The organism is Gluconacetobacter aggeris, from assembly GCF_014174395.1.
Classification (GTDB): Bacteria; Pseudomonadota; Alphaproteobacteria; order Acetobacterales; family Acetobacteraceae; genus Gluconacetobacter; species Gluconacetobacter aggeris.
In genome coordinates this window covers 448,565-462,558 of record NZ_JABEQD010000003.1, presented here as the reverse complement: position 1 = coordinate 462,558, position 13,994 = coordinate 448,565, and the positions used below count along the sequence as shown (strand labels likewise).

Genomic DNA, 13,994 nt, shown 5'->3' with positions numbered 1-13,994 from the left:
GTGGGAACAGGCGCAAGCCGGCAGATAACATTGCGCCTCGCTCAAGACGCATAGAAAGCGGTGGCTGCTCTCGGCAATAGATTTTCCAATTTGTGCGAAAGTGTTGAGGGTTCGAAAAATGATCTTACCGAGTGGCCAAATTTCTATTTTGTCAGGAGTGGCAAGATATTCTTTCCCCTGAAGCGATCGAGCGCTGTAAGGAGCGAAGAAGTGGAGTCCATACGCTCGGTAAAACCGAAGCGATAGATCTTATTGACGTCAGAGATAACATCCGTCTCGGTGTGGAAGACGAAATCACCAAATTCCCAGTTAACTAGCTGGTCTAGCTCGTGAATGGCCAGACCATGTTCTTCAGCGATCTCCCTCCAGATAGGGCCTTTGTCCGCCATATGTCGGGCAAGAACCAGTGGGACCGGAGACGCAAGTGGCATGCCGAGGAACATAGCAACGTCTTCCCACATCCGTTCCCAACGAAAGACATCTCCATTCGTTACATTGAAGGCTTCGCCGACAGCATGATTAGACGTTGCAGCCCAGTAGCTCGCCCGAGCCAGCAGGGCGCTATCCGTGAATTGAACGAGTTGCCGGTAGGCTTTTTCGGTTCCCGGAAAGCGAAGCGGAATCCCAAGTTTTTGGGAGATTGTGGCGAAAACACCGACAACCAGCGCGATATTCATGGGGTTGCCAGTCACATCTCCAACGACGACGTCTGGCCTTAACGCAACATAATTCCACGCGCTCCGTTTGGCTCGTTCCCGTAATGTTGCTTCCTGTGCCATATAGAGGTTCGGAGGCATATGAGGCGGATCACTCTCCCGGGCTGGGATTGGAGCCTGCGCTCCGAGATGAACGCCGTAGATCTTGTAACCCTGATAGATTACGACGCGTTGGAGCGGTGCTCGTGCGGCTTCGAGTCCGTCTAGCAGATTGGATAGCATCCCAGCGTTACGTGTCGCTTCGATTGCCAGGTTTGAGTCCGGGGAAAGCGATGCATAGAACAGATGAGTCGTATCACCAGCCGCTTCTAGGGCTGCCGCTGTTGCTACGGGAACAGTTAAATCGACTGTAAGGGTTTCAAACCCATTGACAGGTTTGCGACCTAATGCGCGTACTTTCCACCCATGCGAACGGAGTTCGTGGGCAACGGCATTACCAATAATGCCGTTAGCTCCGGCCACAAGAGCAACAGGTTGGGTCATATTCGCTTCTCCATCAGCTGATATCGATGCAAGTATGGTGCGAACGAGAATGTGGAAGAAATAATTCCTCAGGACATGAGCCATCAATATTCTTATGACTTGACCTAAACATGTGTCGCCTCATCCGACTTCGTGTCGGCCGATGGCATCGGATCCGATACCTTAATCGGCGACCTACCGGCATCCGGTCGCAATCGAGGTAGTCCTTATATCGCGCGAATCCAGACCCGTTGCGCTGGCATAGTGTGAGCTGGGTCGGGATACCTCTGATCCACCATTCAGCTACATCACCGGACAACGGATGAAGCGCTCGACTGCACCGTCGAGGAATACCCGTTCGATATGATGCCCGGCGCCTTCAACGAGACTACGTGCGACCAGTGGCAACTCCCGGACCGAGCGCTGCACATCATCCATCGCGATCGGTGTGTCGCTTTCCGGCACATCGATCCGTGTAACGTTGTTCTTGCCGACCAGCAGATAGGCTTGGCCGAGGGCATTGCGGGACTGTGCTCGGGCAGCCGCGTTGAATGAGCGCATGAACGCCCAATCCTTGATGCCTCCGTTGCGAGCCCGCTCATCGACCGCGAAAGTGGACTCACCCGTTCCCAAGCTTAGGATACGCACGTCCTCGCGTGCAATGTCGAAGCAGGCCAGGGCGTCGACCAGGGCGTTCATGACCGGATTATTGGCCCAGATACCGCCATCGATCATGACGTAACCGTCGTCCTCGACACCGGGGTAGTAGGATGGGGCTGCTGTCGTGTGGAGCGCTACATGGGCGAATTTCTTGTGGCGGTCCTTCTGGTAGTCCGGGTGGTGCGGCGTCTTGTAGAGGAATGGCTCGCCGTGGCGCCCTTCGAAGCTCGGGACGACCAAGCGGGTGACGGCATCGTCTAGCACCTTGTCGCCAAAGATCCGTAGCAGCTCCTCTTTGAGCGCCGCCTGGTCGTGCTTCGGTTTGAATACCCAGCGCAGCGCCCTCGATACCTTGCCGAGCCCAGCTACCGGCGGGAAGATGTGCTCACCGCGTTCGAGATAGATGTTCAAGGCTTGTCGGGCCGTCATCCCGTGGGCAAGGGCGAGCGCGATAATGCCGCCCGTTGAGGTGCCCGCGATCATATCGAAGTGATTGGTGATAGAGGCGCCGCCTAGGAAGCGGCTTTCGAGTTCGGCCAGGACGGCCGCAGGAAACACGCCGCGAATTCCGCCTCCGTCGATTGACAGGATGCGGAACGGGCGACCCTGTGGCCATGATTGCTTTAGGCGAGCATGTTGGATCGTGCCGTCTGACCGGCGCGGTGGAACATAATTCATGGGGTGGTCTCCGTTACCTCGGCGAATTCTGATCCGGCGTGCCGTCCGCCGCCGGTCCAGCGTCCGGTCATCAACCAAAGTTCGTAGCAGGCGAGCCAGTCGAGCGCCCAAGGGACGGTCGTGCTGGCGATGGTCATCGCCGATGACCATTCCCTCTCGCGAGGATCAAACAGGCAAAGAGTCGGATCCTCGGCCGGCGGATAGACATGGGGCAGCTGCCCCTCGGAATTGCCGGACAACCGAACCAGCTCGGGTGAGAGCACCCGCACCTCGGGGAACGACCCGAGCCCATAACGGATTTCCAGTGCGTAGTTTGAATATTGCGGCCTCACGCTTCCCACCCACCGAGCGGACTGAGCGCGGCGGTCAACGCGGCGGGCAGCGAACTGCGGCCAAGTCGCCTTCATCGCGGCGATTTGCTGGTCGATGGAGAGGGACGCCGCCTGCATCAGATCTTGCGCCCGAAGAAAGTGTGAGGCCGCGCCGCCGAGACCGCCGGGTTGACGGTAGACGCTGCGACCGCAGCGGCGGTAGGCAAGAGCACGCCGCCGCGCCGCGTGTAGAGCTGACGCGACTGCTGTATCCCGCCACCAACCTCGGTGGCGATCTGATCTGCGGCGCGGGTCACGACGCGGTCGCCGAAGTCGTCGCGCAACGTGTCCATCATCGCGTTTGGGAACAACTCGCCCTTGCGCATAGCCTCGAGCGAACGGATGAACTCGTGCAGGTGTTCGGCGAACTCATTCTGCTGAGCGATGGATTCCGGCCAGCGGTCGGTGAAGACATCGGTCGCGCAGGCCGGATTGGCGACATGCAGGAGCCGCCCGTAGAGCGAGGCCTGCTCGATGTCGCGCATGATCCAGCTCGCGAGGCGAACGAGCATTGCGCTGAGTGACATGTTCGGCTGCGCGGCGAGCCCGGCGTAGTAAGAGAGCATCACCGATGGCGGAACGCGCCCAGCATAGTTGGTGTAGCGGATATTCCGGAAGCGCTTGAGGAGCTGGAGGGCAAGCGTTGCCGTGTTCTTGACGATGAAGTCGCACTGATCCGGAACATCGTCCATATCGGCGTCGGCGCGAACGGCAAGGCCGGCATGGACAAGCCACCGCCGGTGGAACTCCTTTGCCATGCGCAGTTCGATCGGCGTCCTGTTCGCATACCACTGCGCAAAGCCATAGGCGTTCATGTCGACGAGGCGGTCGTCGTCCGAACGCCGCGGACCCTTGGCGTGGGTGATCAGGCTTTCGCGATCGAGCGTAGCATAGACGCGCAGCGACGGCGTGATGTCGAGATGCATCTTGTCGGCGTAAAACAGAGTGACGCAACGTGTCTGCCGCAAGACCCGCTGGACCGGGTAGTTGGCGAGGGCGGTTTCGAGTTCGGTTAGGATTTCAAGTGGTGCCATACCGCGAAAGCGGCCCCCGAGTTGCGAGACGATGTCGAGATCGTACTCGTCGTCGGTGCCGCGCGTCGAAATCGTGGCATCAATCGCCATGGAGCCCTGGGGGTAGAAGTGTTCGATCTGGTCGAAGAAGGCGGTGGTGCCCTCGAGATGGCGCCGCACCGCATCGTAGCGCGATTTCGCTTTGTCATGCAGCGAAGGCGGAAGCTGAACGCTGAGCGCGATCTCTGCAAGGATGCGGTTGAGAGGGTCTTCGAAGGGATTGAGGCCTGTCGGCGCAAGCTGGACGTTCAAATTGACCTCCACAGAGGGTTGAGTCGCATCTGGGCATCTCGCTACCGCCCAAGAGATGTTCGGGGTGATAAAAAATATAGTATGCCTACTCCGAACAAAATAGGTAGCTTGAATACGTCTGTCAAGGAACATACAATATAGCTATTACGAACAAGAATCTGGATAGATTGAGTTGGAGAGTTGGCTATGAAATTTGGCCACAGGATCAAGGACTTACGAACAAAGAAAGGCCTGACTCTTGATCAGCTCGCTCAAGAGACTGGCTCATCAAAGAGCTATATATGGGAGTTGGAAAATAAGAATCCGCCGAGGCCGTCGGCCGAGAAATTGTCCGCGATTGCCGGTGCGCTAGGGGTGACTGTCGATTATCTGTTTGGGGCCGACGCGCAGACGCTCAGCGAAGCCGAAGATACTGCATTCTTCCGGCAGTACAGCGGCCTGCCCGAGGACACGCGCAGGCAGCTCCGCGAAATGGCCCGAATTCTTGATACAAAGGTCCGCAAGTGAGCGAGGGCAGCCGTCCTCGGCCGCTAAAAGAAGCAGCCCGTATCACGCAGATGCTCGATCTGGTCCTTGGAGCGGATCGGTTTGATCACGTTCCAGTGAATGTAATTGACCTAGCCTTGGAGTATTCTCGGCATGTAGCGCCCGAGAATCCAGTCCATGAAGTTGTTGAGCGCAATATCCCAGGTTGCGTGGGTGCCTTGGTTTATAGTGAGGCCCGGCCGCGCCAATGGGCAATCATGTACCATGCCGACCAGTCTGTCGGGCGCCGCTCGTTTACTGTCGCGCATGAGTTCGCTCATTATTTATTGCATCGTCAGCTGATAGAGGAAGATAATCGCTTCGATGGTGGTGCATATTGCGACGAAAATGCGATAGTTCGTCGCGATGGATCTGGCATTGAGCTTGAAGCCGACCGTTTTGCCGCTGCGTTACTGATGCCGTTACATGATTTTCGCCGCCAGTTGCCCGCCAAGGTTCGCGCCGATTTTGAAGCGCTCGGTCGACTGGCAAAGCGCTACGGCGTTTCGTTGACAGCGGCGATCCTGCGGTGGCTTGAATATACTGAGACGCGAGCAATCATGGTGGTTTCGAATGAGGGCTTTGCTCATTGGGCGAAGACAAGCGACGCGGCGCTCAAATCGGGGCGCTATATTCGTACGAGGGACACTGTGTTTGAGCTCCCCCCTCAGGCATTTGCAGTAAGACGAGATTTTTCTGACGCGGCGCTGACAGGAGTTATGCACCAAGCTGGCGTTTGGTTTGCCGAGCCAGTACACGAGATGTGTATTCGTTCAGAGCGGTATGATCTGGAAATCACGGTGCTACAGTTTGAGTCAGATGGTCCGTGCTTCCAAGAGGAAGAAAAGGCGAGTGATGTCTTCGACCATTTTATGCGGAACGGGTAAATTCCTATTCGTTAGAAGATTTTAAAATGCCGCTTTTCTTAGTTCCGCTGCGCCAAACCGGACAGTTTGGACGCCCGCCGAACCAGCCATGTTAAAATGGCTAATTGTTCCTTGGCGCCTTGTGAATTGCCTGTTCGTCTAGACAGAAAACATCAGCGATTGTCGGTATCGGGGGCGGCGTGCCCCCCGCAACCATATCAGATAAAAAATAATCAATTAAATCAATAGTTTGTTGATGCCCTCCCAAGAACATATCCCAGAACCATTAAAAAATCACCTGATTTCAACAGGTTGACATAAACAGGTTCAAATCGGGGCCCGATACCCGCAACCAGATACGTTGAGATCAAGGAATCAGCGGCTGTCAGCACGCTGAGCGCTACGGCAGCGAAGCGGTCTCAATGTAAAAGTTCGAATCCCTCCCGATCCGCCGATTGCCCTCCATAGCCCGATATTGCCGCCGATCACCGCATACCATCGTGCGGTATACAAGGCGCCGTTTCCACGCTATTGCCCGATACCTGAGTGCCCAGGCCGGCAGTGCGGCAGCTTTCGACCAATTCTCGTCGTTCCACAGATTTCCCGTGAATAGCCGCTCCTACCAGAACCCGCCATCCTCATTCCATTGAGCGTTCGTGGGGCTTTTCGCCCACAACGGTCACACTGTTGGACGACTGGCGATCCTGAAAACTGTCATGGGTTTGCTGATCGATAGGCCCGGAAATGGGTGGATTTGAACTGCGTCATTGCCCTTGGGAATTTACCTTAGCGAGATTGATCAGCCCGCCGTCCAGTCGCCTGCAGAACGATTTGATACGCGAGAGATGAAGTCTGCATTGCTCGAACGTTAGTGCAATAGGGTCGCCGGCCGCCAACGGAAGGCTCGCGCCGCGCTCCACCGCGGCATCCAGCATTCCTTGTGTCGCGCTAACATAACCATGCGCGAAGGCATTGCGCAGGATCGAAGTCTGAATCAGTCCCGCCTTGCCGTCGATGATGCGCCAGTCGCGCCCAAGCTCCGTCAGAAGCTTGCCGCCCCATGCCTCGACGCCACCGGTGAGATGGATATCAAAGATGATCTGAAGCTCGCTCTCGGTCGGAACTCTGTACAACAATTCGAATTTTTTGCTGTCGAGAATATATCGGACGTACCGACCGTGGGCGTCCATTAGAGAATAGGCTTTGATCAGGATAACTTCAAAAAACTGACTGCGATCGCGAAGCGTCGTAAGATGCTCGTCGAGGGTGACGCGATATTTTGACTGCATTGTCCGATCGCGCAAGCGGACACCGTGCTCGGTATCGAACTCGGTGGTCTCCCAGCGTGCCAGTTCGCTGTTAAATGCAATCTGACCACTAAAGAGCAGACGGCTTAGCCGCTGCCACTGCGGCCAGATCGGAGCGACCATCAGGTCGATGGGAAGTGCATCATGATTATTCATAGAGCCCGTATAGCCCGATTTGACAGAGGCTGAAGCGGGTTTACGGCGGCTTTCGACCAATCCCCGACCTGCGCCAGAACGGCTGCCTTTGCCGAAACCGGCCATTCCCGCTTCCTTGAAATGAGCGGGAGCAGGGGCCCCCCAGTGCGCCGCTACCGTTCAATCTTCGCGATCCCAAAGCCAGCCGCTTATTAAGAATGGGCGCAGGAAGCGGAGAGGGCGACGGGTAAGCAGCGCTACCCGCCCGTCTCAGATCACACGGTGCCGGGTTATGACGTCGATGGAGCCGTGGCTCACGTTTTCGATCAGCTTCCGCGCCCGTGCCTCGAGCCAGTCGAACCCGGCGATCCGCACATTCTGACGGCGCTGATTCGCCCGCTCAAGAGCTTCGGACTGCGCCTGATCGAGACTGGCCTCAGTGCCGATGATCACGAGGCAATCAGCCCTGCGGTATTTCGGAAAGTGCGTGCGCGCCTCCTGGACTCTCTCCGACAGAAAGCTCTCGTATTCAACGGCCTGCTTCTCGGCATGGGTTGCCTCGCCACTCAACTGAGCTCCCTTGGTCATGAGCCGCTTACCCGGACATTCGATCTCGACCACGAGATAGCTGTCATCAGCTCTGCGGACCACGAAGTCTGGTTCGAGGGCGCCATGGAAGTCAGGCTGGCTCCAGACCTGAACGGCCATCGGATCGAGTAGCTGCGGGTAGCGGCAGAAGAAGGCCTGACAGGCCGGTTCGTCGTCCGGGCGTTCGGCAATCAGCCGGCGATACTGGTCGAGCACGGGCGGGCCGAAGCGAAGCCATTTCACCCCGAGGGCGGCTATCAGCGTTTCCACCACGTCCTGCCGGCTCATGAGATGCATTACGCTCTGGCTGAGCGGGATCATGAGATCGTCCGTCGGTAACGACAGGATTAGTGTACGCAGGGCGTGGCTTGCATCTGATCGCAGGACCCTCGAATCCACCTTTGCGTTCGCGGCCTTCTGGATCGACAGGGGGACCATGGTTATCAAAGGAGGCGGCGAGATCCTGCCGTCTAGCGCAGCGATACTGAAGAGCGTGAGTGCCGCGGATTTACTCTTTACGGTGTGGTGCGTCAGCGCGATCCCGACGATTAGACCCATACCCTCGGCACCCCAAGCCATCAGCGCGGCGTATGCCGGGAACGTGACGGAGAGGTCGTCGGCATCGCGCGCTACGGCCTCGACACGGCCACGGGCAGCCAGCCCACCGTCGATAATGGCAGCTTCGAGTAGGTCGTATAACTCTGCAGCGTTCGAAAAAATTCCAATTCTCCCCGTAATTCCCGGTCAGGAGCTGCCGAGAACGATTAAAGACGGCTTGATATCAAGATCGCTCGCTAGACGCGACAGAAGCAGGCGTGCGACCAACCTTCGCCGTCAAGATTTGTGATCAAAAAGTTGCGGAGCACTCATCTTTCACTGTCGGCCGCTTTCCGGGTTGTTTCTAAATTTGAAGCAGTTTTTGGCTGGAAAGGTTCACCATCCGCTGGAGAAGCGGAAGCATGTATTCCGCGCGTTGTTAACTGAAGAAGCTCTACGCACTGGCGTTGAATAGATTCCGCGAGCATCGCCATCCGGTGCGTCACGAGGTCGCCGTCAGCGTGCTCGCCCGTGCTGTTGACGTCCACCCATGCTGCCAAGCGCTCAGCCAGATTACGGGCAAGAGGTGTCCGTCTGGCCACGACCTTACTGTAGTGGCCCTGAGATATGTTAAGGGCGGCCGCTACGACGGCTTGGCGTAGGCGAAGTCTCCGCCGCACCATCTCGGCACGCTCGATCAGGTCGGACATTGCATTGCTGATTCATGCATAATAAATGTATATATGCATTTATAAGGAAGGCGGCAATGCAGCAGGTCAGCATGCTCACCCCTTCGGGTCTCGCGACGCGTAGGATACCCGCGCCGGAGCAGCCCATTGGCATGGGGCTCATCAGATGGGGACGGCACGAAGAAATATGCACCCCCGCATATTGGGCCTCCCAAGGTTGGATGCTCGAGATGGAGGAGCCCGAACACTACAGGCTCGGCGAGACGCTGGCGGAGGAGACGCTGGCCTGCCTGCTCGGAGGCTATGGTATCCCGGCTGAAGTCGGCCTCGCCGCGTATCGCCGCCTCCGCGACGTGATGCGGGCGGATGCAGAAGCGTTGAAGAATCAGTTCGTTGTGGAACGGCTGTTGCGCGATCCACTCGTCGTGAATGGCCGGCCGGTGCGGTATCGTTTCGCGGCGCAGAAAGCGCGTTACGTTTCTACTGCGATGGTCGCGCTCGAGGATATTGATGACCGTATCGGCGACTGTGCCCTTCGGAATGCGCTCGTCAGCATTCCTGGCATCGGGCCGAAGACCGCCTCCTGGATCGTGCGGAACTGGCGCGGCAGCGACGAGGTATCGATCCTCGACATCCACATTCTCCGCGCTGGCGCTATTCTCGGCATCTTCCGCGAGGATTGGCGCGTCGAACGGCATTACCTCTTACTGGAGAGCGCTTATCTAGAATTCGCTCGAAGCATCGGCATCCGGGCATCGATCCTTGACTCCGTGATGTGGGCGTCGATGCGTGAGATACCCGCTGCCCTCCTGAAGTCCATGCTAGAGAAGGCTGATAGTGCGAAGACGCGGCGAGGAAATTCCTCCAAATTGGATGTGACGACCCAGTTGACCCTTATCTGATTACACGATCTATTATGAATCCAGAGGAAAGTTCTTAAGGGACAATTCTATGTCTGGTGGTGGTGGCGGCCGCGATGACGGTTACGTTGGAAGTATTCGTCCTGCAAGCAACGGCGGTGGTCCGCCAGGCGGTGGTGGCAGCGGAGGCGGTGATCCTGACCAGTGCGCGATTGCGCAGCGCGCTCCTCTGAACAGCCCGGTGCCCGCTGTGGTAGCCACGCTCAGAGTCGGCGAGGAGCTGGACATTGTGCTGGCGACATCAAGCGGTCGACCTATTCTCGAGGTCAGGAAAGGCGGCTCAGTAGCTGGAGCACTGACCCACCGTGGTCATCTCACGCTTATCCGCTGCATTGGGGACGGATGGACCTATAAGGCGATCGTCACAAGCATCTCCAGCGGGCTAGTCGAGCTTCGGATCCAGCCCGCATGACCACGGTCGTCGGCGGTGTCTATTTGGAGAGGTGCATCGAGCCCTTCTGGGACGACGTCTATGGGTCGGGCGGCAGAGCCGCAGCCGCGATCAGCGCGTCTGTTCCTGATGTCGGGTTAATGACCTATAGGGCGGTGCCGCTCCTAGACGGCGTCGCCAATCTCGAGGGTGTGTATGGCTTCGAGGCGCGGGGACCAGAAGTTCCCATCGGTATCGCGTTCGACTATTTTCACTCGCTGGCGACGCCAAGGATTTCGCCCCGCCCTGACGCGATTCAAAAGCATGATCCGCTCATCGTCGAAGATGATGTTGTCCTCCGCTTCGGCATGCTGGAGGGCACCGCGAGGGTCACGGCGAAGATTGCCGTATACGATCCGCAATCGGCATTTGATCCGAGGCCCTTCGGCGAGAATGGATCGACCGCGAAACGGCTCGCACTCATCCTGAATCGCCTCGAGGCGGGATGTCTGACCAACCGCACGGACCCCGACGAGATTGTCCAGGATCTGATCGAGACGCAGGGGGCGGAGGTAGTGGTGCTCAAGATGGGCGGCTACGGTGCTCTCGTCGGGACTGCGTCGGGGTGCGCCCGCGTTCCAGCCTACCGCAGTCCCACAGTTTGGAAGATTGGATCAGGCGACGTCTATTCCGCCGCGTTTACGCAGTTTTGGGCGGTTGAGGGACGCGATCCGGTCGAAGCGGCCGATCTCGCGTCTCGTGCGACAAGCAGATATTGCGCGACGCGGGTTCTGCCGATCTCAACCGCGGACGAGCTAGCATCTCTGGAGCTTGACCCGGTGGTGCCGGGCCACGGTCGTATTTACATCGCGGCACCGTTTTTCAATCTAGCTGAGCGGTGGATGGTCGAGGAGATCCGTACCCAGCTCGGGCATATGGGCGTCGAGGTGTTCTCGCCGCTCCACGATGTAGGGCCGGGGCCGGGAGAGGTCGTAGCGCCGCTCGATCTTGCTGGTGTCGACAGATGCCAAGCTATGATCGCGATTCTGAATGGCACAGATCCGGGCACAGTGTTCGAGGTCGGCTGGGCACGGGCGAAGGGCATCCCCGTCGTTGCGTTGGCTCAGAACATGCGTCCTGAGGATCTTAAAATGGTTGTCGGTTCCAGATGCCAGGTCGTCGGCGACCTGGTGTCTGCAGTCTATCATGCCGTCTGGGCACTGCCATGAGGGCGATCCTGCTCTCCGGCGGCATGGATTCGATTGCTCTCGGTTATTGGAAGCGTCCAGAGGTGGCGATTACCGTAGATTACGGGCAGCGGGCCGCTGAAGCCGAGATGAGGGCCGCTGCAAGGGTGAGCGATGAGCTCGGCATACGTCACGAGTTGGTCCGCATTGATTGCTCGGCACTGGGATCCGGCGACATGGCCGGCGTTCCGGCGCTCGATGCGGCACCGGTTCCTGAATGGTGGCCCTATCGGAATCAGATGCTGATCACTTTCGCGGCAATGCGTGGCATTGCAATAGGCGTCAACGAACTGATGCTCGGATCCGTTGCATCTGACGCCTCGCACGCCGACGGAAGGCCCGAGTTCTATGCAATGATGGACAAGATCTTGGTTGGGCAGGAGGGAGGCATGCGTGTCGTTGCGCCTGCGATCGGCATGACGACTGCGGAACTCGTTCGCGCCTCCGGGGTACCACGCTCACTCCTGTCGTGGGCCCATTCCTGTCACTTCGGCAATCTTGCCTGTGGTGCGTGTCGGGGGTGCGTGAAGCATTATCAAGTTGCCCACGAGATTTATGGCGATGCCTATTGACGATGAACCTTGTCCGCGTGACCTACCGCTCGAGTGGCGCCCGACAGCGGTGCCCCATACTGGCGCATACGCTCTGCCACGGGACATCCTGACGCCCTCGATTCCTTTCCTTGATGTTCTACGAGACAGGGTTTCGACGATCGGTGGTCCCGTCGCCGAGGTGGAATTAGCCTCGGTGCTCTGGCATTCGATGCTCCTGCGAGAGAGGCGCTCGGCGGGGCGCTTCGGTATCGGGTGGGAAAGTCGCAATACGCCTTCGGCCGGTGGTCTGCATCCGCTGCGTCTCCTGATCATCCCGATTGGCAATGGCGATCCAATTGGCGTCTATGAACCCGAGCGACACGCCATCCTTCTTTGCTCGGCTGATGAAAGGACGGTGCGGCGCGCGAACGAGGCCAGTGTCTCGGAGTTGACCGGCGCCAAGGCTGGGACGACTGTTCAGATTGTAGCGGATCCGACAAGGACGGGCGCTGGCTACGAAAACTCGGAATCGTTGCTTGTCCGTGATGCCGGTGCCTTAAGCGCGACGATCTGTCTCGTGGCTACGGCGCTTGGCTTAACTTCGTGTGCCATGGGTCGAACCGGCACGGAGATCTGCCGAAGAGCTGGTCTCTGGGAGCCGTTCATCGGGCTCGGCGCTGTGCATGTCGGTTCACGAATCTAGGACGCACAGTAGCGACCAAGTCTCGCTTCGTAATCTCTTGGCCGAAGAAGTCGGCCGGTTCAGCTTTAGCAGTTGGAAGGCGCTCGTACGGCACGCACCTAATTCTGGGCGTCACCGGTCGCAAGTGCTTCTCGGCAAGTGCAGGGCTACGTTTAGGCAAGGGCAACGAAGATGCAATTGAGGCTGTAATTTTCTTGCCAATTTTTGCCATAACGAATAAGGTGTCGGTATGAGTACGATGAACATCTCGCTCCCGGAGACCATGAAAAGCTTCGTCGACGAGCAGGTCGTCGGACGCGGCTTCGGGACCAGTAGCGAATATGTGCGCGAACTGATCCGTCGGGATCAGGACCGGCAGCACTTGCGTGCGCTGTTGATCGAAGGCGCTTCGTCTCCTGCCACAGTGCCGGCGGATACCGGTTATTTCGACCGGCTGCGCGAGCGTGCGCGCCGCACTGCTGGCAAGGAATGACAGGCCGACTGGTCGTTCCGCGCGGACAGGCTGAGCGGGATGTCGAGCTGGCGGTTGATTACTATGCTGCCGAGGCGGGTGAGGCCATTGCAATGGGCTTCATCGCGGCATTACAGAGCGCTTTCATGTTCATCGGAGACTATCCGGGTGCGGGATCGCTCCGTTATGCCTATGAGCTGGACCTGCCGGGACTGCGTGCCCATCGCGTGAAAGGTTATCCTTACCTCGTATTTTATCTTGAGCGTGAGGATCGTATTGATGTCTGGCGCGTGCTGCATGCGCGCAACGATATTCCGCTCTGGATGAGCGGTCCAAATGCAGAAGATGTTTAGTCCTGTGAGCGGTAACGCTTCGGCGGAGGTAAACCGAGCATCTGTATTGATTTAAGGTGTTAAACTTCTGATATCGCGTAATTATATTACCGCCTGAAGTGAGTGTGGGCATCGGTGCTTGCGTGCCCCCGCAACCAGAAACATCCCAAAAACCCCGCTAAGTCCCTGACTTGGCGGGGTTTTTTGTTGCTCCACACACCACACGCCTACCAAATTCCCCATCATTTCAATGCCTTGGCACAGGTAGGTTCAAATCGAGGTCAAATGAACCCGCAACCAACTGCTTCGTACATGGGCGTACGAGCGGGATCTGGGGTGCCGGGGCGTAACTCGGCCGGAGGAGAAAGAACGGGGGAGGGGACAGGAGGCAGCCGAGGGGAACGCGAGAACTCCCTCGACGAGGGCTACGTCGGGATGACGGCAATTTGGGGGATTGCGGGTTGTCCGCTTTCCGGCTCAGACATGCAGAAGCGGACATTTCCTCCATTTTCAGCACAGATTAAAGTAACGCAAAGGATGCCTGCTAAACACATGCATCTGTAGTGCCTATACCCCCTA

General features: G+C 57.9%; 15 protein-coding genes. 8 read left to right on the top strand and 7 right to left on the bottom strand.

Translation table 11 applies throughout. The features are described from left to right. Positions 1–143: 143 nt before the first annotated feature. The 4 genes from HLH36_RS07125 to HLH36_RS07110 form a co-directional block, all read right to left on the bottom strand. Entirely contained in the window at positions 144–1,199 is a 1,056-nt protein-coding gene (locus tag HLH36_RS07125; RefSeq protein WP_182985715.1) for an SDR family oxidoreductase, read from the bottom strand. Positions 1,200–1,481: 282 nt separating this feature from the next. Next, the gene (locus HLH36_RS07120) at positions 1,482–2,516 is read right to left on the bottom strand and encodes a CBASS cGAMP-activated phospholipase (protein ID WP_182985714.1); all 1,035 of its coding nucleotides are present in this window, start codon (positions 2,514–2,516) and stop codon (positions 1,482–1,484) included. Continuing rightward, entirely contained in the window at positions 2,513–2,965 is a 453-nt protein-coding gene (locus HLH36_RS07115) for a hypothetical protein (protein WP_220792731.1), read from the bottom strand. Before HLH36_RS07115 ends, HLH36_RS07120 begins: the two co-directional genes overlap by 4 nt. Further along, a complete protein-coding gene (locus HLH36_RS07110; protein WP_182985713.1) occupies positions 2,965–4,212 on the bottom strand; it encodes a nucleotidyltransferase domain-containing protein in 1,248 nt (415 codons plus the stop codon). Before HLH36_RS07110 ends, HLH36_RS07115 begins: the two co-directional genes overlap by 1 nt. A 186-nt stretch (positions 4,213–4,398) precedes the next feature. Here HLH36_RS07110 and HLH36_RS07105 point away from each other — a divergent pair, with 186 nt between their 5' ends. Next, positions 4,399–4,719 carry a helix-turn-helix domain-containing protein gene (locus HLH36_RS07105; RefSeq protein WP_182985712.1) on the top strand — a complete coding sequence of 107 codons (321 nt, stop codon included), beginning with the start codon at positions 4,399–4,401 and terminating at the stop codon, positions 4,717–4,719. Positions 4,720–4,769: 50 nt separating this feature from the next. Continuing rightward, positions 4,770–5,624: an ImmA/IrrE family metallo-endopeptidase gene (locus tag HLH36_RS07100; RefSeq protein ID WP_220792730.1), complete on the top strand. Its 855-nt coding sequence runs from the start codon at positions 4,770–4,772 to the stop codon at positions 5,622–5,624. A 743-nt stretch (positions 5,625–6,367) separates the two neighbouring features. Here HLH36_RS07100 and HLH36_RS07095 read toward each other — a convergent pair. The 3 genes from HLH36_RS07095 to HLH36_RS07085 form a co-directional block, all read right to left on the bottom strand. Further along, the gene (locus HLH36_RS07095; RefSeq protein WP_182985710.1) at positions 6,368–7,171 is read right to left on the bottom strand and encodes a hypothetical protein; all 804 of its coding nucleotides are present in this window, start codon (positions 7,169–7,171) and stop codon (positions 6,368–6,370) included. A gap of 144 nt (positions 7,172–7,315) precedes the next feature. Next, on the bottom strand, positions 7,316–7,954 hold the full coding sequence (locus HLH36_RS07090; RefSeq protein WP_182985709.1) for a Shedu anti-phage system protein SduA domain-containing protein: 639 nt from the start codon (positions 7,952–7,954) through the stop codon (positions 7,316–7,318). Positions 7,955–8,499: 545 nt separating this feature from the next. After that, positions 8,500–8,880 (bottom strand): hypothetical protein, encoded by a 381-nt coding sequence (locus tag HLH36_RS07085; RefSeq protein ID WP_182985708.1) that lies wholly within the window; start codon positions 8,878–8,880, stop codon positions 8,500–8,502. A 56-nt stretch (positions 8,881–8,936) separates the two neighbouring features. On the opposite strand from HLH36_RS07085, the gene HLH36_RS07080 reads away from it, so the two are divergent. The 6 genes from HLH36_RS07080 (at position 8,937) to HLH36_RS07055 (ending at position 13,436) form a co-directional block, all read left to right on the top strand. Continuing rightward, positions 8,937–9,761, top strand: coding sequence for an 8-oxoguanine DNA glycosylase (locus HLH36_RS07080; protein ID WP_182985707.1), 825 nt, complete (start codon positions 8,937–8,939; stop codon positions 9,759–9,761). A 426-nt stretch (positions 9,762–10,187) separates the two neighbouring features. Continuing rightward, positions 10,188–11,378, top strand: coding sequence for a PfkB family carbohydrate kinase (locus tag HLH36_RS07075; protein WP_182985706.1), 1,191 nt, complete (start codon positions 10,188–10,190; stop codon positions 11,376–11,378). Continuing rightward, positions 11,375–11,968 carry a 7-cyano-7-deazaguanine synthase gene (locus HLH36_RS07070; protein ID WP_182985705.1) on the top strand — a complete coding sequence of 198 codons (594 nt, stop codon included), beginning with the start codon at positions 11,375–11,377 and terminating at the stop codon, positions 11,966–11,968. The genes HLH36_RS07075 and HLH36_RS07070 overlap by 4 nt, the downstream gene beginning before the upstream one ends. Next, entirely contained in the window at positions 11,952–12,632 is a 681-nt protein-coding gene (locus HLH36_RS20250; protein WP_408871851.1) for a nitroreductase family protein, read from the top strand. The genes HLH36_RS07070 and HLH36_RS20250 overlap by 17 nt, the downstream gene beginning before the upstream one ends. Positions 12,633–12,861: 229 nt before the next feature. Further along, complete coding sequence (locus HLH36_RS07060) at positions 12,862–13,104, top strand: type II toxin-antitoxin system ParD family antitoxin (RefSeq protein WP_048848967.1); 243 nt, start codon at positions 12,862–12,864, stop codon at positions 13,102–13,104. Continuing rightward, a complete protein-coding gene (locus tag HLH36_RS07055; protein ID WP_182985703.1) occupies positions 13,101–13,436 on the top strand; it encodes a type II toxin-antitoxin system RelE/ParE family toxin in 336 nt (111 codons plus the stop codon). The genes HLH36_RS07060 and HLH36_RS07055 overlap by 4 nt, the downstream gene beginning before the upstream one ends. The last annotated feature ends 558 nt before the right edge of the window (positions 13,437–13,994 follow it).